The 19,875-nt window shown below is 64.7% G+C and carries 22 protein-coding genes; 12 read left to right on the top strand and 10 right to left on the bottom strand.

What is annotated here, in order from left to right; translation table 11 throughout:
- Nucleotides 1–156 precede the first annotated feature (156 nt).
- Nucleotides 157–2,223, top strand: coding sequence for a hydantoinase/oxoprolinase family protein (locus tag HYG82_RS32940; RefSeq protein WP_179261274.1), 2,067 nt, complete (start codon nt 157–159; stop codon nt 2,221–2,223).
- On the top strand, nt 2,220–3,899 hold the full coding sequence (locus HYG82_RS32935) for a hydantoinase B/oxoprolinase family protein (RefSeq protein ID WP_179261273.1): 1,680 nt from the start codon (nt 2,220–2,222) through the stop codon (nt 3,897–3,899). Before HYG82_RS32940 ends, HYG82_RS32935 begins: the two co-directional genes overlap by 4 nt.
- A gap of 60 nt (nt 3,900–3,959) precedes the next feature.
- Here the strand turns inward: HYG82_RS32935 and HYG82_RS32930 are convergent, their stop codons facing one another.
- Nucleotides 3,960–4,301 carry a hypothetical protein gene (locus HYG82_RS32930; protein WP_179261272.1) on the bottom strand — a complete coding sequence of 114 codons (342 nt, stop codon included), beginning with the start codon at nt 4,299–4,301 and terminating at the stop codon, nt 3,960–3,962.
- A gap of 230 nt (nt 4,302–4,531) precedes the next feature.
- Between HYG82_RS32930 and HYG82_RS32925 the strand changes: the two genes are divergently transcribed.
- Both HYG82_RS32925 and HYG82_RS32920 read left to right on the top strand, forming a co-directional pair.
- Nucleotides 4,532–5,302, top strand: coding sequence for a coenzyme F420-0:L-glutamate ligase (locus tag HYG82_RS32925; RefSeq protein ID WP_179261271.1), 771 nt, complete (start codon nt 4,532–4,534; stop codon nt 5,300–5,302).
- A gap of 71 nt (nt 5,303–5,373) precedes the next feature.
- Complete coding sequence (locus tag HYG82_RS32920; RefSeq protein ID WP_235217900.1) at nt 5,374–6,351, top strand: 5,10-methylenetetrahydromethanopterin reductase; 978 nt, start codon at nt 5,374–5,376, stop codon at nt 6,349–6,351.
- A gap of 34 nt (nt 6,352–6,385) precedes the next feature.
- Here the strand turns inward: HYG82_RS32920 and HYG82_RS32915 are convergent, their stop codons facing one another.
- Complete coding sequence (locus tag HYG82_RS32915) at nt 6,386–6,580, bottom strand: DUF8024 family protein (RefSeq protein WP_179261269.1); 195 nt, start codon at nt 6,578–6,580, stop codon at nt 6,386–6,388.
- 87 nt (nt 6,581–6,667) lie between these two features.
- Between HYG82_RS32915 and HYG82_RS32910 the strand changes: the two genes are divergently transcribed.
- From HYG82_RS32910 to yciH, 6 genes are all read left to right on the top strand, one after another.
- The gene (locus HYG82_RS32910; RefSeq protein ID WP_179261268.1) at nt 6,668–6,928 is read left to right on the top strand and encodes a DUF7573 domain-containing protein; all 261 of its coding nucleotides are present in this window, start codon (nt 6,668–6,670) and stop codon (nt 6,926–6,928) included.
- Nucleotides 6,929–7,024: 96 nt separating this feature from the next.
- Nucleotides 7,025–7,219: a cold-shock protein gene (locus tag HYG82_RS32905; RefSeq protein WP_179261267.1), complete on the top strand. Its 195-nt coding sequence runs from the start codon at nt 7,025–7,027 to the stop codon at nt 7,217–7,219.
- Between the two features lie 250 nt (nt 7,220–7,469).
- Nucleotides 7,470–8,450 (top strand): AAA family ATPase, encoded by a 981-nt coding sequence (locus HYG82_RS32900; protein WP_179261266.1) that lies wholly within the window; start codon nt 7,470–7,472, stop codon nt 8,448–8,450.
- Entirely contained in the window at nt 8,447–9,550 is a 1,104-nt protein-coding gene (locus tag HYG82_RS32895; protein ID WP_179261265.1) for a DUF58 domain-containing protein, read from the top strand. The genes HYG82_RS32900 and HYG82_RS32895 overlap by 4 nt, the downstream gene beginning before the upstream one ends.
- On the top strand, nt 9,547–11,853 hold the full coding sequence (locus tag HYG82_RS32890; protein ID WP_179261264.1) for a transglutaminase TgpA family protein: 2,307 nt from the start codon (nt 9,547–9,549) through the stop codon (nt 11,851–11,853). The genes HYG82_RS32895 and HYG82_RS32890 overlap by 4 nt, the downstream gene beginning before the upstream one ends.
- 161 nt (nt 11,854–12,014) lie before the next feature.
- Entirely contained in the window at nt 12,015–12,308 is a 294-nt protein-coding gene (gene yciH / locus HYG82_RS32885; RefSeq protein ID WP_179261263.1) for a stress response translation initiation inhibitor YciH, read from the top strand.
- A gap of 144 nt (nt 12,309–12,452) precedes the next feature.
- Here the strand turns inward: yciH and HYG82_RS32880 are convergent, their stop codons facing one another.
- The 7 genes from HYG82_RS32880 to HYG82_RS32855 all read right to left on the bottom strand — a co-directional run bounded on the left by HYG82_RS32880 (nt 12,453) and on the right by HYG82_RS32855 (nt 16,123).
- The gene (locus HYG82_RS32880; RefSeq protein WP_179261262.1) at nt 12,453–12,827 is read right to left on the bottom strand and encodes a rhodanese-like domain-containing protein; all 375 of its coding nucleotides are present in this window, start codon (nt 12,825–12,827) and stop codon (nt 12,453–12,455) included.
- Between the two features lie 171 nt (nt 12,828–12,998).
- Complete coding sequence (locus tag HYG82_RS32875) at nt 12,999–13,604, bottom strand: NUDIX hydrolase (RefSeq protein ID WP_179261261.1); 606 nt, start codon at nt 13,602–13,604, stop codon at nt 12,999–13,001.
- 305 nt (nt 13,605–13,909) lie between these two features.
- Entirely contained in the window at nt 13,910–14,320 is a 411-nt protein-coding gene (locus HYG82_RS32870) for a DUF5809 family protein (RefSeq protein ID WP_179261260.1), read from the bottom strand.
- A gap of 25 nt (nt 14,321–14,345) precedes the next feature.
- Complete coding sequence (locus HYG82_RS32865) at nt 14,346–14,849, bottom strand: DUF5810 domain-containing protein (protein WP_179261259.1); 504 nt, start codon at nt 14,847–14,849, stop codon at nt 14,346–14,348.
- A gap of 76 nt (nt 14,850–14,925) precedes the next feature.
- Nucleotides 14,926–15,399: a ribosomal protein S18-alanine N-acetyltransferase gene (rimI, locus tag HYG82_RS32860; protein WP_179261258.1), complete on the bottom strand. Its 474-nt coding sequence runs from the start codon at nt 15,397–15,399 to the stop codon at nt 14,926–14,928.
- A gap of 98 nt (nt 15,400–15,497) precedes the next feature.
- On the bottom strand, nt 15,498–15,623 hold the full coding sequence (locus HYG82_RS44310) for a hypothetical protein (RefSeq protein WP_284144994.1): 126 nt from the start codon (nt 15,621–15,623) through the stop codon (nt 15,498–15,500).
- A gap of 5 nt (nt 15,624–15,628) precedes the next feature.
- The gene (locus HYG82_RS32855) at nt 15,629–16,123 is read right to left on the bottom strand and encodes a ferritin-like domain-containing protein (RefSeq protein WP_179261257.1); all 495 of its coding nucleotides are present in this window, start codon (nt 16,121–16,123) and stop codon (nt 15,629–15,631) included.
- A gap of 275 nt (nt 16,124–16,398) precedes the next feature.
- Between HYG82_RS32855 and HYG82_RS32850 the strand changes: the two genes are divergently transcribed.
- Entirely contained in the window at nt 16,399–17,484 is a 1,086-nt protein-coding gene (locus tag HYG82_RS32850; RefSeq protein ID WP_179261256.1) for a M20 family metallopeptidase, read from the top strand.
- A gap of 91 nt (nt 17,485–17,575) precedes the next feature.
- Here the strand turns inward: HYG82_RS32850 and HYG82_RS32845 are convergent, their stop codons facing one another.
- Entirely contained in the window at nt 17,576–17,944 is a 369-nt protein-coding gene (locus tag HYG82_RS32845) for a hypothetical protein (RefSeq protein ID WP_179261255.1), read from the bottom strand.
- Nucleotides 17,945–18,202: 258 nt separating this feature from the next.
- On the opposite strand from HYG82_RS32845, the gene HYG82_RS32840 reads away from it, so the two are divergent.
- Nucleotides 18,203–19,744 (top strand): carboxypeptidase M32, encoded by a 1,542-nt coding sequence (locus HYG82_RS32840; RefSeq protein ID WP_179261254.1) that lies wholly within the window; start codon nt 18,203–18,205, stop codon nt 19,742–19,744.
- Nucleotides 19,745–19,875: the final 131 nt, after the last annotated feature.

Raw genomic sequence — 19,875 nt, 5'->3', positions numbered from 1 at the left:
CCGATACCGGCGAACTGCGATGCTCGTGGACTGTCTACTCGGACGACGAGTGCGTGAACTATACCTATCTCGACCGCCCCCGTGTGACCATGACGCAGTACGTGACGGTATCGCTCCACGACGAATCGAACGCGGTTTTCGAAGCGCCGAGCATCGATGGCAGGCGATGAACTGAGAGCCGACGGTGGCGACGACGGACTCGGCGACGGCGAGACCCGAATCGGCGTCGACGTCGGCGGGACGTTTACCGACGTGGCGCTCTCGGTAGACGATCGACTCGTCACCGCGAAGGTACCGACGACCGACGACCAGCACGTCGGCGTGCTCGAGGGAATCGAAAAGGCCTGCGACCGCGCTGGCGTCGTACCGGGCGAAATCGACGGCTTCGCCCACGCGATGACCGTCTCGGTCAACGCCCTCCTCGAGCGCGACGGTGCGAGGACCGCGCTCGTAACGACCGAGGGATTCCGTGACGTCCTCGAAATCGGCCGTCAGAATCGCCCCGATCTGTACGACCTCGAGGCCGAGAAACCCGACCCACTGGTTCCGCGTGACCTGCGATTCGAGGTCGACGAGCGGACGACGGTCGACGGCGTCGAGCGACCCGCCGACGCCGAGGCGGTCCGCGACCTCGCGACGACCCTGCGCGACCGCGACGTCGAGGCCGTGGCGGTCTGCCTGCTGCACGCCTACGCCGATGCCGAAAACGAGCGCGTCGTCGCGGAAACGCTGCGCAACGAACTCGAGGTACCGGTCTCGACCTCTCACGAAGTATTCGCGGAGTTTCGCGAGTTCGAGCGCACGTCGACGACCGCCGTCGACGCCTATCTCCGGCCGGCGATAGACCGTTACGTCGGTCGGTTAGTCGACGAAGCCGAGGCCGCGGACATTCCCACGCCGTGGATCATGCAAGCGAACGGCGGCATCGCCGATCCCGCGACGGCCCGCGACCGCGCGGTAACGACGACGTTGTCGGGGCCGGCGGCGGGCGTCGTCGGAGCGGCGGCGACCGTCGACGACGCCGACGTGGCCGGACTCGTGACGTTCGATATGGGCGGGACCTCGAGCGACGTGAGCCTCGTCCGTGACGGGCGGGCCGAGCGAACGACCGACGCCGCGATCGACGGTCTCCCGATCTGCACACCCATGGTGGACGTAACCACCGTCGGCGCGGGCGGTGGCTCGGTCGCCTGGGTCGATTCCGGCGGCGCGCTCCGAGTGGGCCCGCGCTCGGCAGGTGCGGAACCCGGCCCGGCCTGCTACGGCCGCGGCGGTGCGGAACCGACCGTCACCGACGCATCCGTCGCCCTGGGGTACGTCGGGCCCGAAACCGCACTGGGCGGTGAACTGACGCTCGACGTCGACGCGGCCCACGAGGCGCTCGAGCGACTCGCCGCCGAGGCCGGCCTCGAGGGTGCACTCGAAGCGGCCCGCGGCGTCTACCGCGTCGCGAACGCGACGATGACGCGAACGATCCGCAGCGTCACCGTCGAGCGAGGCCACGATCCCCGTGAATTCGCATTGGTCGCGTTCGGCGGTGCGGGACCGATGCACGCCGCAGCCCTCGCCGATTCCCTCTCCGCGGACCGCGTCGTCGTCCCGCGGCCAAGCGGCGTTCTCTCCGCGTTCGGATTGCTCGCGGCCGACGAAAGCTACGACGCTGCCCGGACCGTCGGGGTCGATCTGGACGGTGTCGACGCCGTCGACCTCGACGCTATCTACGACGACCTCGTGTCGGACGTTCTCGCCGACGCCTCGGACCCGGACGCGGCGTACGTCGACCGAGCGGCGGACTGTCAGTACGCCGGGCAAAGCTTTGAGCTGACCGTGGCCGTGGACGGCGAGTTCGACGCCGAATCGGTCGCTGAGCGGTTTCGGGAAGCTCACGAACGAGCCTACGGCTACGCGATGGACGAAGCGATCGAGGTCGTTACCCTCCGCGCGACGGCGACGGTTCCCGGCTCCGAACCGGCCATTCACCACGATGGACAAGGTGACGATATCGTCGGCACTCGGGAGGCGCACTTCCCCGGCATCGGTCCGCGGACGGCGACCGTCTTCGACCGAGACCGCCTCGCGCCCGGCGCGGCCGTGTCCGGTCCCGCGATCCTCGAGCAAGCCGAGAGCACGACCGTCGTTCCGCCCGCGTGGGCAGGCGATGTCCTCGCGGACGGAACGCTCGTACTGACGCAGGAACGCGAGACGAAAGAGGGCCAGCGATGACCGCGAACACCGACGATACGGACGATACCGACGGCGACCGCATCGATCCCGTCACCCTCGAGGTACTGCGCAACCAGCTCGAGGGCATCGCCGAGGAAATGGGACAAACCCTGATTCGCGGGGCGTACTCGCCGAACATCAAGGAGCGCCGGGACTGCTCGACGGCGCTGTTCGATGCCGACGGGCGGATGATCGCCCAGGCCGAACACATCCCGGTTCACCTCGGTGCGATGCCGGCGGCAGTCGAGGCCGTCCGCGAGCGCGATCCCGATCCCGGCGACGTGTTCGTCCTCAACGATCCGTTCACCGGCGGGACCCACCTGCCGGACGTGACGATGGTTTCGCCGCTCGCGCCCGGTCTTACCGGGGGCGCCGAGAGCGACGACGATGCCGGCGCCGGCGAGGGGTGCGACGATAGTAGCGACGGAACGGACGGCGACCGAAGCGGCCGCGAAATTGTCGCCTACGCGGTTTCGCGGGCCCATCACGCTGACGTCGGCGGGATGGCTCCCGGCAGTATGCCGGCCGGCTCGCGAGAAATCCATCAGGAAGGCCTTCGGCTTCCGCCGATTCGGCTCGTTGCCGGCGGACAACTCAGGGACGATGTCCGCTCGCTGATCCTCGCAAACGTTCGCAACTCTCGCGAGCGCCGGGCCGATCTCCGCGCACAGCAAGCCGCCAACGAGCGCGCCGAAGCGCGACTCGCCGAACTCTTCGACGAACACGGCCGCGAGACCGTTCGTACCGGGTTCGATGCCGTGATCGAGTACTCTCGCGAGCGCATAGAGCGCGAGATCGCGGCGCTACCCGACGGCAGCTACGAGGCGACCGACGTCCTCGAGGGTGACGGGGTAACCGACGAGGACATCGAAATCGCCGTCACGGTGACGATCGACGGAACACAGATCGAGGTGGACTTCTCGGGGACCGCAGCGCAACTCGAAGGGAACTTGAACGCCCCACTCGCGGTCGCAAAGAGCGCGGTCTACTTCGTCGTTCGCTGTCTCACCGACCCCGAAATCCCGCCGAATCACGGCTGCTACGAACCGGTATCGATCAGCGCTCCCGAGGGATCGCTGCTCGATCCTCGACCGCCCGCGGCGGTCGTCGGCGGCAACGTCGAGACCAGCCAGCGGGTGACCGACGTGGTCTTTACTGCGCTCGCGACGGCCGCACCGGACCGCGTGCCGGCCCAGGGTCAGGGGACGATGAACAACCTGACCATCGGCGCGCGCGACGGCTCGTTTACCTATTACGAGACGATCGGCGGCGGCTTCGGTGCGCGCCCCGACCGCGACGGGATGGACGGCGTCCAGGTCGGGATGACCAACACTCTCAACACGCCGATCGAATCGCTCGAGACCGAGTACCCGCTCCGAGTCGAGCGCTACGCGCTTCGCGAGGACAGTGGCGGCCGGGGCCGGTTCCGCGGCGGGCTGGGCCTCGAGCGCTCGGTGACCGTCGAATCGGACGCGACGGTGTCGCTACTGACCGAGCGCCGTCGCCACGCCCCGAAGGGCGTCGCCGGGGGCGAGGACGGTGCGACCGGCCGGAATCTGATCGACGGCGAGTCGGTCCCCGCCAAGACGACCGTCGACGTGCCGGAAGGGACAACAGTAACCGTTAAAACGCCCGGTGGCGGGGGGCACGGCGATCCGAACGAACGGGAGGAGTAGGTATGGGTGTCGTGGCCGGCGGTGTCCTCGAAAAACGAATCGACCGACAGGAACGGACCGTCAATCGGACGTTCCGGGTCCGACCTTGGGTACTCGAGGTTGACGCGGGCGCGAAAGACGCGACCAGACGACGCGTCCGCCGATCGCACCGAGCGAGGAGAGGAGCAGGAGCGAGCAGAAGTACCACGGTTTGTACTGCACCACGGCGAGGCCAGACCCGGATGCGGGCACGACTCCGAGCGCGAGCAGGTAGAACGCGGTCAGGAGGGCGAGCGAAGACTGGCGGTGGCCGTGCCAGTAGAGGATGCCGACGAGAATACCGGAGAGCAAACCGAGTTGGCCGGAGTGAAGTTCGGGAATAGTGCTGAAAACCGATGCCAGGACGGTCTCGACGGTAGCCATGTCTGGAGACACTGTAAGGAACCGGCATACGTGCCGGCCTGTACAAATGCAGCCACTATCTCTTCAGATCGCGCTGTCACGTTCCGGCGACCTGCGGACGGACGACGGCTCTCGGTCGGGCAGGCATCGCCGTCCGAAGTCCGTCGGGCTCCGGGTCGACGGCTGCGGCAGCGCGGTGCCGAATTCTTCGATGACGGTGCGTTTTTGACGCCGCTTCCCCACCCTCCGATATGGAACTCACAGGCGTGGCGGATCTGCCCGAGATCCGCCCCGGCGACGATATCGCCGCCCTCGTCACGGATCGGGCCGATCTGGAGCCCGGCGACGTACTGACCGTCGCGAGCACTATCGTTTCGAAAGCCGAGGGCCGCACCGCCGACCTCGAGGACTTTCCCGTCAGCGGCCGGGCACAGGAGATCGCCGACCGCATCGCGGCGATGGTCGGCGAGGAGAAAGACCCGCGATTCGCACAGGCCGTCCTCCAGGAGAGTACGGAACTGCTGATCGACGCCCCGTTCCTGTTGACCGAGACGCGCTTCGGCCACATTTGCGTCAACGCCGGGATCGACCGCTCGAACGTGCCGGATCACGACCTGTTGCTCTTGCCGAAGCGACCGGATGAGAGCGCCGAACGAATTCGATCGGGGCTCGAGGAGCGGGGAATCGAGGACGTCGCGGTCATCGTCACGGACACCTCCGGGCGTCCGTTCCGGTACGGACAGCGCGGCGTCGCGCTCGGCTGGGCCGGGATGCCCGCGAGCCGTGACTGGCGGGGCGAACTCGACCGGAACGGCCACGAACTCGGCGTCACCGTCCAGTCGGTCGTCGACGAACTCGCCGCCGCTGCGAACCTCATTACGGGTGAAGGCGCCGGGGGCACGCCGGCAGTCGTCGTCCGCGACTGGGCGTTCGGCGACCACGATGGTACCGACGAACTGTTCCGCTCGGTCGACGACGACCTCGTGCGTCAGGCGCTCCGAGAGTGGAGGGTCGACGAGTGACGGACCGGACGGAGACGCCAGAGACGACGGGGACTGCCGACCAGTCGGGATCGTCGGAGGCAACGTGGGCGATCGAACTCACCCCTGAACACCCCCCCGAACGGGTGGCCGATCTCGCCGCGGTCGCGGAGAAGGAGGGCTTCGACGTCGCATTCACGAGCAGCCACTATTTCAACCGGGACCCGTTCGTCGTCCTCTCACGGATTGCCGACGCAACCGACGAAATTCGGCTCGGACCGGGTGTGGTCAACCCCTACGAGACCCATCCGGTGAAACTCGCCGCCCAGACGGCGACGATCGACGAGGTCAGTGACGGCCGAGCCGTTTTCGGCGTCGGCGCCGGCGACCGCTCTACGCTTTCTAACCTCGGGTTCGAACGTGAGCGGCCGCTGCGGCGCGTCCTCGAGACGTTCGACCTCGCACGCGACCTCTGGACGGGCGAAACGGTCACCCACGAGGGAACGTTTACCGCGCGAGACGCGTCGCTGAACCTCGAGCCGCCGTCCGGAGAAATTCCAGTCTACGTCGGCGCACAGGGCCCTCACATGCTTCGGATGAGCGCAAAGCACGCTGACGGCGTGCTCATCAACGCCGCCCATCCGCGAGACCTCGAGTGGGCAGCGGGCGAACTCGAGCAGGGGGTAGCAGAACGGCCGGCGGATCGCGGACCGTTCGAAACGCTCGCGTTCGGAGCCGTCAGTGTTGCCGGCGACGAAATCGACGCGCGCGAAGCCGCTCGACCGCCGGTCGCGTTCATCGCCGGTGGTGCCACAGAGCAGGTCCTCGAACGCCACGATATCGACCGCGAGGCAGCGGCTGCGGTAAGCGACGCGTTAGAGCGCGGAGATCTGACCGCGGCATTCGACCGCGTTACCCCGGCGATGATCGACGCATTCTGTATCGCCGGGACGACCGAAACGGTCGCCGACCGATTCGAGGCGGCGCTGACCCACGTCGACGGTATCGTCGTCGGCTCGCCGCTCGGGCCGGACCTCGAGGACGCGATCAGGCGGGCGAGCGAGGCGCTCGCTCGCGCGACTGATCAGTGAGAAGTCCGTCGTGTCGGGACGGTTCGAAAGCGTCTCAGCTCGCGGTGAAGAGGTTCCCGACCGCCCCGAGGGTGAGGAGGCCGAAGACGCCCATCGTGAAGACGACGAGGAGTGCCCCGACCAGGATCAGCAGTGGTGCGAGTCCCGCGCCCATCGCCACGTCGCTGAAGAGCTCGGTCAATTCGACGAGGTTGTCCACAATGATGTTCATCGGCGTGAACGTGTCCATGTTCGGGGGGTTGTTACCGGTCCTACTTGGCCGTGCCGGTCCCGCACCGGCGGAGCGATTAAGCTGTCGCCGTTCGTCTCTCGATTCGTGACCGACGACGCGACGCTTTCGGACTTCACGACGGCAACCGACGAGGAGACGGGTGACGAGTCACCGGACTCGAACGACGTCGCCGGGATGCCACCCGTCGACTCGAATCCTGATAGCGAATCGAAGATCGGCGCCCGCGACGTTGGATTCTCGACGTACGCGTCCGGCGAATACAGCTGTTGGAACTGTAAACGGACGACCGATCGCGTCTGGCGTGACGACGGCGAACTGGTCTGTCCGGATTGCAAAGAGTGGTGAACCAACGAGTGAAACGGTACTGACCGTCATCTCGAGGTGCGCCTGCGAGTGTGCCCCCGAACATTTATATCTTCGTCGTGGGTTTGTTTACTTGCAATGGCGAAAGGTACGGTCGCATTCTTCAACGACACTGGCGGTTACGGATTCATCGAAACCGACGACGCGGACGAGGACGTGTTCTTCCACATGGAGGACATCGGCGGCCCTGATCTGGAGGAGGGTCAGGAACTGGAGTTCGAAATTGTCGAAGCTGAGAAGGGGCCACGGGCGACGAGCGTCGAACGGCTCTAGACGATTCCGGCAGGGAGTATCGTTTTCAGACCGTCATTCCGTGAGCGGCGCCACTTCCGAGTTCGTCGATATCGATCACACGAGGTCGAGGAATTGGCGCGATGGCAGGTCCGGCGAACGCAGTGATGACACCGCGCCATCGTTCTTCTCTTTCGACTGGTATTTCATATGGCATAAAACATATGTTCCAGAGGAACGGATGGCGAAGTAATGACCGGGCCGCCCGGGCTCCGCGGAAATCTTAGAGAATATGACTAATGTCAACCCGACAGCGGATACAGGTACCGATTCGACGGTCGATGACGATGCCCCCTCCGTATCGACAGTCGAACGGCTCTGTGCTGACATCGAGGCGAACGTCTCGCGCGTTATCGTCGGCCACGAAGACGTGATCGAACACGTCGTCACCGCCATTCTCGGGCGCGGCCACGTTCTGCTTGACGACGTCCCCGGGGTCGGCAAAACGATGCTCGCACGGTCGATCGCCAGATCCGTCGACTGTACGTTCAGCCGCGTCCAGTTCACGCCGGACCTCCTCCCGACCGACGTCACCGGCGTCAACGTTTTTAACCAGAAGACCCGCGAATTCGAGTTTCAGTCGGGTCCCGTCTTCGGGAATATCGTCCTCGGCGACGAGATAAACCGTGCACCGCCGAAAACCCAGGCGGCGTTGCTCGAAGCCATGGAAGAGGGGCAGGTGACCGTCGACGGAACGACCCGCGACCTCCCGATGCCGTTTATCGTTATCGCGACCCAGAACGCCGTCGAACCGAATCGCACCTACGACTTACCCTTTGCCGAAGTCGACCGCTTCATGAAGAAGCTCCATTTGGGCTATCCCGATCCCGATGAGGAAGCCGAGTTGCTCGGCCGAACGGTCGGCGACCACCCTATCGAATCCCTGGAGTCGGTGACCGACCGCGAGACCCTCGTTGCCGCACGCGAAACCGTGTCGACCGTTCAGGTTGCCGAGCCAGTCCGAAAATATACGACGCGGCTGGCCGCGTTCACCCGCGAGAACGCCCATATCGGCGTTAGCCCTCGAGGGACGATCTCGCTGCTGCGTGCCGCGCAGGCGCGCGCCGTCACCGACGGCCGCGAGTACGTGATCCCGGACGACGTTCAAATCGAGGCACCAGTAGTGATGAGTCACCGAATCAAGACGACTGGTCGCGAACGAGATGGGACGGCAGTCGTCGAGGATGCACTCGAGCGTGTTCCCGTCGAATGAGGCCGAGACTCACGATTCGCGGATGGAGCGTCGTCGCCGTGATATTCGTCGCCGTCGCGATGAGCTGGGGGTCTGGCCCCCGAGCGCTAAACGCAGTCGTCGTGCCACTGTCTGTCGTCCTGTTGGCCGGCCTCGTCGCCGTCATCCGTACCGACCGGCCACGCGTCGACCGTCAGTCCGTCTCCGACGGATTCATCGGGGAGCAGCGACGAATCGAGGTCGATATCGAGAGCCAGCGGCCCGTTGCGGCGTCCGTTCACGATACAGTCGGCGACGGACTTTCGACCACCGACGAACCGATCGTGGAAACGACCCTCGGGACCGGCGAGACGGTTTCGTACGACGTGAGCCTCGAGCAACGGGGCGAGCGGCAAGTCGGCCCGCTATCGATCGCGGTTCGCGACATCCTCGGGCTCGTAGAGCGCCGGTTCGAATACGAGACCACGACCCCAGTCCTCGTCTATCCGCACATCCGTGAACTGGGTCACGGGTCCGTTGCCGACCTGCAGACGCTCTCCAGCGTCGCCGATCGACACGATCACGAGGAATTCGACCACCTTCGTGAGTATCGCAACGGAGATCCGCTGCGTGACGTCCACTGGAAGAGCGCCGCCAAACGCGCAGACGATACCCTGAACGTCATGGAGTACGCCGACGGCGACGAGGCCGGCGCCGTTACGGTCGCAGCCGAGTGTCGCGCGGGTCGGTCCGACGGAGACATCGACCGCGGCGACGAGATGGCCGCAGCTGCTGCCAGCGTCGCGACCTATCTCCTCGAGCTGGGTGCACCGGTCGGAATCGATCTCCCTGACGTGGCGCACCCGCCGGGAACGGGACGAACGCACCACCGCGAGCTGTTGCGGCGGCTGGCAGTCGCCGAGCCCGGCGAACTTCCGGAGTACACGCGGCGAGATGCAGACGTTCTGGTTCGAACTGACGCGGACGGGACGACGATACTCGTCGACGACCGCGAGATACCGTTCGGTCGGCTCTGCGGCCGTGACGAAAACGGCGAGGAGAGTCGAATATCGCGAGTCGGGCCCGGTCCCGACGATAGCACGGGCCGGGACACCGACAGTTCGCCGGAGGTGACCGCATGAGCACCGGGTCGGCTACCCACGCCGGCGATCGAACGATATCGACCGGTACGGACGACTCCCGTGACACCGATGGCGTCCGCTGGCTCGCACTCGGCTGCGTGCTGGCGCTAACGGCCTCGTACGTGAACGTTCTGTACGGGGTAACGCACGTCGTCGGCGGGACGCAATCGCTGATCACCCTCGTCGGGGTGGCGCTTCTCGCTGCGACGGTATTCGCCCGGACGATCCGTCCGCGAACGGCCGCCGCGCTCGCGCTGTCGGCAGCCGGGTTCGGATTTGCCTACTACCTCACCTCGGCTGGCGTCGATCTGGGCGTCGTCTTCACGTCGACCGGCGCCATCGTCTCCGACACCGTCGCACTCCTGACCGGGTTACCGCTGCTCCGGATGGTTCAAGCGGGCGTGTGGACGCTCGGCTTCGCGCCAGCCCCGGTTTTCCTTTCGTGGTATCTGGCCCTCCGAGGCCGATACGCCTCGAGCGCCGCTCTCGGCGGCGCCGCGCTCGGGTTTCTCGTCTTGACCGGCGACGCCGGATCGTTGGTCACCCTGACCGGTACCCTCGCTGCGATCGGTGCCGTCGCGTTCGGCGAATTCGAGAACCGGGGTGGGTCGATCGCACAGGCGGACCTGCTGATAGTCATGTTCGCACTGGCCATCGTCCTTTCGTTGACCGTGACGGCCGTTCCCGGAGAACCGGCTGGCCCGACCCACCTCGTCCAGGGCGAATCGGGCACGCTCGAGGCGACGATCGATACCTCGCCGCAGCGGTCAGGCATCTCTGGCCAGGTCGCCCTCTCGCCGGAAGTCCGATTTACCGTCGAATCAGACCGTCGATCGTACTGGCGGACGGGTGTCTACGACCGGTTTACCGGCAACGAATGGGTCCGAACGGGTCAGAGCAACCCGTACAACGGGGGGATCGACGCCCCGCCCGGCGACTACGAGACGGTCGAACAGACCTTCACCGCCGAAACGAAACTGGGAATCATGCCCGTCGCGCCACATCCGGTCTCCATCGACGGCGAGACCGCACAACGGGCGACCGTCTCCACACACGGCCAGCCGCGGCCCGAGAAGCCACTCCAAAAAGGTGACAGCTATACCGTCGAAAGCGCGATCGTCGACGCCGAACCGAGCGATCTTCGTGCCGCGGGGACGGACTATCCTGACGCGATCACCAATCACTACCTCCAGACCCCCGAAGGGACCTCAAGCGAGTTCCAGGAACGTACTGCCGAAATCACGGCGGATGCTGATACTCCGTACGAGACGGCGGTCGCAATCGAAGACCATCTCGAGTCCACCAAGGAGTACTCTCTCAAAGTATCCAAACCCGACGGAAACGTGGCCGAGGGATTCTTACTCGAGATGGACGAGGGATACTGCGTCTACTTCGCAACGACGATGACCCAGATGCTCCGTGAAGAGGGCGTCCCGGCCCGCTACGTTACAGGGTATACGAGCGGCCAGCAGGTCGACGATAACGAATACCTCGTCCGGGGACTCGACGCTCACGCCTGGGTCGAAGTCTACTTCCCGGACCACGGCTGGGTCCGGTTCGATCCAACACCGGGTGACAGCCGCTCCGAAGTCCACATCGATCGTCTCCAGGAGGCCCGTGCGAACGGAAACGAGGACGTTGATACCGAAGAGAGCGAGAACGTCCCCATCCCCAACAGGAACGACGAATCGCCCGCCGATCCCGGCGATACCGAATCACCCGAGCCGACACCCACCGAGAACGAGACGACGTCAGACCGAACGTCCCCCAACGAGACTGATCCACGGGACACGGATTCCGAGTCGAACGACAGCACTGACGATTTCCGCAACGGGACGGCGAACGCTACCGGAGGTGATGAGTCGTGGCACGATCGACTCGTCGCGTTCGCACGCGAGACGGCGGCCGTCGGTCTGGTGCTGGCCGTCGGCCTCGCTGCGAGCGCACGACGAACCGGCGCACCGGCGCGCATCCGTCGCGCAGTCGGCATCTACTGGCACGGATTCCGAGCTGACCCCGACCGCGACGCCGAACGCGCGTATCGGCGACTCGAGCGACTACTGGCGCGACGGTATCGGCCGCGGCGTCGATCCGAGTCACCTCGAGCGTACGTGACGGCTATCTCGGAAGCAGCCGAAACGGACGGTGAAGAGCCGATCGATCCGCGGACCGAGCGAGTGCTCGAATACCACGAACGTACGGTCTACGGCGGTGGGGTCACGAGAGCAGAAGCCGACGAAGCGATTTCGATCGTCGACGAACTCGCTCGAGATCGACTGCCGATTCTCGGTCGCCTCCGATGAGACCGGTTACCGTCGTCGAGACGACCCCGACCGAGTCGGGACGTCGATCGGTATTCACATTTCTATCCACCGGGGCCCCTATCGAACACTCAAAAAGAACCATGCGAAGGCATGCGGGTCCCGATAGTGTTTAATATGCCCGTTTCATAGCAACGAACGTAATGTCGGAAGTCTGCTCGACGTGCGGGCTGCCCCAGGAACTCTGCGTCTGTGAAGACGTGGCCAAGGGCCAACAGCAACTCAACATCCGCATTGACGAGCGCAGATACGGGAAAGAGGTAACGATAGTCGAAGGATTCGATCCGAAGGATGTCGATCTGGACAGTCTCTCGTCGGATCTCAAGTCCAAATTCGCCTGTGGAGGGACCGTCGAGGACGACCAAATCGAACTCCAGGGCAATCATACCGGCCGCATCGAGGAGTTCCTTCGGAACCGCGGCTTCAACGTCGCATAATGCCCGCGATGCTCTGAGACGACTTCCGAACCACGACCGAACCGCGCGTTCACTACCGTTTCGACGCTACTACCTGTCAGTACCGTCATCGGTCCGTCCGCCGCCGCGAGTCATGAGCGGATGCGACCGGCGGTCGAGGCGCGATTAGAAGGGGGATTCGCGCTGGGCTGATTCGCTGTCGCCCGACTCGTCTCCGTCCTCGCGGACGAGGCCGAACTTCATCCCGTACTTTTCGAGGCCGCCGTCCATGCTTTCGACGCGGGCGTCCGCCGTTCCCTCGTAGGTGGAGATGAGCTGTGCGGCCTGGACGCTGGCCTTGCCGTGTGGACAGACGGTGACGATGTGGTCTGCGTCCTCGAGTTCGTCGACTCGGCTCGTCAGTTCGTGGAATGGAATGTTATCGCTGCCGGGAATGTGGCTGTGTTCGAAGGTTCGCTCGTCGCGGATGTCGACGATGCGAACGTCGGCGTCGTCCTCGAGAAGTTCCTTGACCTCGTCGGTGGAGATTTCGCCGTCCATTACCGGCGCGTTAGGCGGCGGACCGAATAAGGATGCGGGTCCCAGTGCGGCCCGGTCGTGGCCCGCTGCTGGAACTGGCCCGGCAGAAGCCGTTCATCGAACCCGACCCATTTCGGCCGCCGTCGGCGAAATATCGACTGTAAAAGCGGACCGATCGATGACTACGGACGATCACAGGAGCCCGTCTTCTTTCGCCAACAGCAGCGCCGAGAGCGTCGAATCGTTGGCCGGCGCCTCGCGAGCGCGCCCGACCGCTTCGTCGACCGGCACCGTCGTTACTTCGAGGAACTCGTTGTTGTCGTGCTCGCGTTGACCCGGCTCGAGGCCCTCTGCGTAGACGACGCCGCGGTCGTGTCGTAAGACACCCGTCGCAACCGCGTACTCCTGAAGGAGTGCGGTACTCGTCGGACGAAAGCCGGTTTCCTCCTCCAGCTCGCGGGCCGCTGCCTCCGTGTAAGACTCGCCGTCCTCGACGATTCCCGCAGGCAACTCGAGGTGGGTTTCGCGGATCGTCGGACGGTACTGTTCGACGAACAGGAGGCGATCGTCGTCGATAGGTTCAGCATCGTCGCCCGCGGGATCGGCGGTGTCTTCTGTCGCCACGTGGACGCTGGCGTCGATCCGTGCGACGACGACGACCGCCGGCGGCAGATCCGCCCAGTAGTACCGTTTCTCGCTCCCGTCTGGCTGCTCGAGGCGGTCGAAGCCGCCGTTGTACCAGCCCGTCTCGTACTCGGTTCGCTCCTCGAGGAGTTCCCACTCGTCGGGTGCTGTCATCGTGAGAGGGTGGGTGCTCGATGGGATAATAGCTGGTGGTCGCCACTTCAGCCGGTGATGCGGCCGGGTTACCGGAGCAGTTCTGGAAGATCGATTAGTCAGTCGTGTTTCGAGGCTGTCGACTCGATGATGCCACCTCTGATTTCGAGTCCCGAAAAAGACCCGCGCAATCGCGCCCCCAATTGCTATGTTTCGGGACTGCTATCGTTTCGGGACTGCTATCGTTTCGAGACCGCTGACGTATTGCGTTTCTCGAGACGCCAGTCCGTCATCGGTTCCATCGGTTCGGTAATCGTTGTTACCGTCTAGACCAGATCTCGGTATAATCGTCCGAAAGCCTGCCGACGAAGCGTTGCCACCGCCGCGTCTTCCTCGTTCTGGTACGTCGCTGCAACTGCTTCGCTGTCGGGCCCTGCATGCCAGGCGACGCGGTCGACGCTCTCGTGGCCGACCGTCGTCACTTCGCCGTCGTAGGATGCGACCCACTCGTCGAACTCCTGGCGGCTTCCGACGTGGACCTCGAGCATGCTTGCGAAGAGTGCGTCTCGAGCGGTCTCGACGACGTCACTCGTCACACGTTCGTCGTACTCCTGGCGATCGAATTCCATCGCCTTCGCGACCTCGCGGACGACCGTCTGGGCCGCGGGACCGACCGCCTCGTAGCGTTCGCGAGCCCTCTCAGTTGTCGCCGGTGAGAACGTTCCGACCGTATGCATACTCGGATAATCGCCAGACCAGCAGTTACGCGTTTTCGTTTTTGCTGGCGTCGCTCTCATCTGTATCCGCGTCGCGTTCTTCCGTGTCACTCTCGTTGGCGTCGGCGTCGGCGTCCGGCATTGCGTCGTCCGCGTCGCTTTCACTCGAGGACTGCATCTTGCGAGTCATCTCTGCAGCCTCGCGCAAGACGGACTCGGTTTCGCCGGTCATCGAACCACGGCCGGGCTGTCGGCTCTGGCGAGCGAGTCCGTCCTCCAGAGACCCGGGTCGTCCGGGGTCGTGACTGTGGCCGGCCCCGTGTCCGTGTGCATGCCCACCCTCCTCGAACTCGGGCGTGTCGATTTCTGCGGCGTGCTGGGTGACGATTTCGCCAAGCTCCTCGGGGTTGCAATCGCTCCAGTCGGGTGCGTGCTCCTCGAGCCACGCGCGGTGGTTTTCGCGCCCGAGCGAGGCGGTAATCGCGAGGTGGTTTGCGAGGTGACGCGCGTCAGCCTCTTCGGCATCACAGACCGGACAGGCGTATCCCATAGAAATTCCTACGAACGCGAACGGTAAAACCTCCCGCACCCGGAATCGGGATCGGGATCGGTATCGGGATCGCGGATCAACCGAGCTTTCGAATCATCACGATCGCATCCTCGCCGTCGCCGTAGTATCCGGGTACTCGTCGGAGCGGATCGAAACCGAACTCTCGGTAGAGCCGTTTTGCCTCGTCGTTCGACCGTCGAACCTCGAGTTTCACCGTCTCGGCACCCCGTGCGGCGAGGACCCCGAGCGACCGGGTGAGGAGTGCCGACCCGACGCCCATCCCGCGCCGGTCAGGGTGGACGGCGATGTCCTTTACGTGGCCGAGGGATCGACCGACCTGCTGGATCGTGTCGGCGACGACGTAGCCGGCTACTTCGCCGTCGGTTGCTGCGACGAGAAAGCCCGGTTCGCCGAGGAACCGCTCGAAGGCGTCGTACGGCCAGGGCTGGGAAAACGCCTCGTTCTCGATGCGAACGACCGCGAGGAGATCCGCACGCTCCGCGGGTCTGATGGATACTTCGTCGGTTTCCTCCGGAACGGGCGTCGTCACACGAGAGGGTAACACACCGAACAGTAAAAGACGTACGCGTCCCGGCTGTCACCCTCGCGGGGGACGGAGCCGGCGAACCGAACCCCTCGCAGCGGTGTCTACTCCCCAGCGTCACTCTCCTCGTTCCCGTCCGCATCGTCGTCGAGGCCGGTCGTCGGCTCTTCGTTCTGGGTGCCGCCGTACTGGGTCTGCTCCTCGCCGTCCTGATCGCGGTCGTCAGCCATGCGAATCACTCCGCCTGAATCGCATCGATTTCGAACGTCTCGGTCAGTTCCTTCAGCTCGTCGAGGGCGTGTTGCTCCTCTCGGAGGTTTTCCTCGAGGAGATCGGCCGCGTCGTCCATCCCGAGGTGGTCCGCGAGCGGAATGAGGTTCCCGTATGCGGCGATCTCGTAGTGTTCTGTCTTCTCCGCGGCCGCCATATTGTGATAGTCCATCACGTCCTGGGTCGGCTCCATCGAGGTGAATTCCTCGTACTCCTCGAGTAGCCCCTCGACGCCCTCACACTCCTCTTTCTCGGGTGGCTCGCCGAACTCGTCGAAGACTTCCTCGAGGCGATCGATCTGATCCTGCGTCTCTTCGCGATGATCAGCAAACGCCTGCGCGATATCGTCGTGCTCGGTATTGTTCTCGAGTTCCTCGAGCGCATCGAGTAGCTGGTGTTCTGCGTGGTAGATGTCTTCGAGGCCGTGTTCGAACAGGTCATGAATAGTATCCATACTCATGGTGTAACCAGCCGACCGTTCACCAGCCGTGGGAAAAAGGCACGCGCCTGCGACAGCAATGTCGTCGTGCCGACGTGCCCATATTCGGCCGCTACAGTGTGTGACCTCATATTTTGGCATCGGTAGAGCCGTGGGCGATCCGATGGTCGTCCCGGTTCGTCGCGTTGCTCACCGGATCGACCGGCGTCGTGGCTCGCTCGAAAACCGCGACTGGCTCCCGGCCGACGCGGGGACCTTTCGGTGGACTGAACACGTCAGCCGTCGAGACGCCAGCTATGTCTCTCGCCGACCTGACGGGCGATCTCGTTTCGATTCCCAGCCACGAAGACGAGACCGCCGCCGGCGACTTCATCGAGGAATGGTTGCGACGCGAAACCGACGCCAGCGTCCGGCGGGACGACGCCGGAAACGTGATCGCGAGGAAGGGGACCGACACCGAGACGCTCGCGCTCGTCGGCCACCACGACGTCGTCGAACCGGCGGAGTCACAGATCGAAGCCGGCGGAAACGAGTACATCGTCGAGCGACGTGACGGACGGCTCTACGGCCGCGGGACGGCGGATATGAAGGGAGCGCTCGCAGCCGCTATGCTCGCCTTTCGGGACGCGGATCCGGACGGGGAACTAGTCTTCGCGAGTTTCGTCGGCGAGGAAGTCGGCGGGATCGGCGCTCGACACGCGGTCGACCGAGGGTTCGACCCGGAGTACGCCGTCGTCGGTGAGGGATCGACCAACTACTCCGGCTCGGACGTCACCGACGTCGCCGTCGCCCACAAGGGCCGTCGCGGGAGTTCGATCGTCGCCAGCGGGACCCCAGCCCATGCAAGCGAGGCCGACGCCGGCGAGAACGCGATCTACCGCGCCACTGCGGCCGTCGACCGCGTCCGAGACCTCGAGGTTCCGTCGGTCGACGTGGCCGGTGATACGCTCGAGGGGCGGCTCACGGTGACGGAGATCGAAGGCGGATCGGCGATGAACGTCGTTCCCGCCCGCTGTGCGGTCACCGTCGACGAGCGGACGGTTCCGGGCGAACGCGCCGACCTCGAACGAGTCGAAGCGCTCGAGGGGATCACGTGGACGGTCGATCAGGACCTGCCACCGATGCACTGTGAAGACGAGGCGTTCGCCGAGAGCGTTCTCGAGGCCGCTGACGACGCCCAGGATGGTCGCCCCGAACTGGTGACGAAACCCCATGCAACCGACGCTGGTTGGCTTTCACAGGCTGGCACCGAGTGCGTGATCTACGGCCCGTCAGAACCTGGCGAGGCCCACACCGACGACGAGAGCGTCTCGATCACCGTGCTCGAACGGTGTCGCGAAACATACCGACGGATCGCAGAGGAGTGGCCGACTGCGCGGTGAGGCAGGCGTGGCCGACTGCGCGGTGAGGCAGGTGTGGCTGACTGCGCGGTGAGGCAGGAGTGGGTTCGGTGGCGGGGCTGAGCGGTGTCCCTCAGACACCCGGAACGCCGACCGCGGCGAAGCCGGTGACGCCGAGCGCAGCGAGGACGTAGAGGACGATCAGAACGGTAACCCAGGCGACGAGAGCGATCATCGCCGCTGCCGTCCACTCGCCGGGGTATCGCCAGTTGATCACCGCGATGTAGGCGAGCAGGGCGACCAGCGGCCCGACGAGCGGAATCCAGCCGACGAAAAACCCGACGATCGCCCAGACGATCGCCCCGATCAACGCGGTGACGATCGCGTGGTCGTAGTCCGCCCTCCCGACGATGATGCGTGCGCCGGCGTAGATACCGAGCGCACCGATTAGCAGGCTCACGACGAAAACGACGATAGACGCAAGCGGCGAAGCAACGGCCATAGCGATTCGTTATGCATCGGGGTACTCGAATAAGGCATCCCTTGCATATCCAACACATTCCTCGCGCACGGTTGGTTTCCGAACGCGTCGCTCTCGATCCCGGCTCCGGATTCAGGCCGTCTCGAGACTTGACATCTCGAGATTCGATACGTCCTCGCGGTGTTCGCACTCGTGTCACGCTCTCGATTCGCTCGCCGCTTGAAGAGCTGAAACACCGTAACCACACGTTGATACCCCGTCCGGGCGAAGGGAGTATCCATGGCGACCGATCAGGCACAGGATGACGCGAGCGATGGCGACACGTACGACCGATTCGAAGACCGAGTGACGCGCATCTCGAACGTCGGTAATGCCGCCGGAATTCTGCGATGGGATCAGGAAGTCGTAATGCCCGACGAGGGGACGCCGGCCAGAGCACAGCAACTCTCTACGTTGTCCTCGATTAGCCACGAACTTCTGACCGCCGACGAAACCGGGGAACTGCTCGCGGCACTCGAAGGGGATGACCTCGCTGACGAGGAGGAGGCAGTCGTTCGCGAAGTCCGCCGAACGTACGATCGCGAGACGAGCGTGCCACAGAGTCTCGTCGAGGAAATCTCCGCGACGGCGTCGAACGCTCATCCAAAGTGGAAACAGGCTCGGGAGAACGACGACTTCGGTCACTTCGCGCCCACCCTCGAGAAACTGGTCGATCTCAAGCGAGAGTATGCGAACCACATCGATCCCGACGACGATCCCTACGCCGTCCTCTTTGCGGACTACGAGCCGTACATCGATCTCGAGACCGCCGAACGCGTCCTCGAGCGTCTGCGCGAGGAACTCGTCCCGCTGATCGATGCAGTCCAGGACAGCGATGCGGAGCTGGCGACCGACGCGTTCGCAGGCCAGTTCGACGACGACGATCAGGAAGCCCTCGCGCGGGACGTCCTCGATTCGCTGGGGTACGACTGGGAACGCGGCCGCCTTGATACCGCACCGCATCCGTTCTCGTCGGGAACCCAGTTCGACGCGCGCGTGACGACGCGGTTCGACGAGTCGGATCTACTGGGATCGATCACCTCGACGATCCACGAGTTCGGCCACGCGAATTACACGCTCGGCCTCCCCGACGACGGGTACGCCACCCCTCTCGGCGAGGCTCGTGACCTCTCGGTTCACGAGTCTCAGTCTCGGCTCTGGGAGAACCACGTCGGTCGGTCGCGACCCTTCTGGGAGCACTTCCTGCCGATTGCCCGCGAACGGTTCCCGGAACTCGAGGACGTTACGCCGACCGAGGCCTACGAGGCCGCAAACCAGGTCTACGATGACAATCTCATCCGGGTCGAGGCGGACGAACTCACCTACCACCTCCACATCGTGATCCGCTTCGAGATCGAACGCGACCTCGTAAACGGCAACCTCGAGGTTTCGGAGGTCCCCGACGTCTGGAACGACAAGTACGAGGAGTATCTCGGCGTCCGTCCGGAGACGGACGCGGAAGGGTGTCTGCAGGACATCCACTGGTCACACGGCGACTTCGGTTACTTTTCGACGTACTCGCTTGGCTCCGTGCTCGCCGCGCAACTGTACGCCGCCGCGGAGGCCGACCGTGGCCCGTTCGACGACGCCATCCGCGAGGGCGAGTTCGACGAACTAAACGCCTGGCTCCGCGAGAACGTCCACCAACACGGCAAACGCTACGTCACGCCAGACCTGATCGAACGAGCGACCGGCGAGGACCTGACCGCCGACCACTTCGTCGAGTACGTCTCCGGGAAGTACGGTGATCTGTACGACCTCGAGGGATACGGTCGTCGTTGAAACGATGCACCCACCGTTCGGACTGCTGCGGACAGCGAGGGTTCGCTGGCCGTAAATTCGCGAGCGGGGCGTGCACCGACCTGCGACGACTCCTACACTGCCCCCCGAATGCAATCGGGTGACGGCCCGAG

It is taken from the genome of Natrinema halophilum (genome assembly GCF_013402815.2).
Classification (GTDB): Archaea; Halobacteriota; Halobacteria; order Halobacteriales; family Natrialbaceae; genus Natrinema; species Natrinema halophilum.
This window is presented reverse-complemented; position numbering and strand designations above follow the sequence as displayed.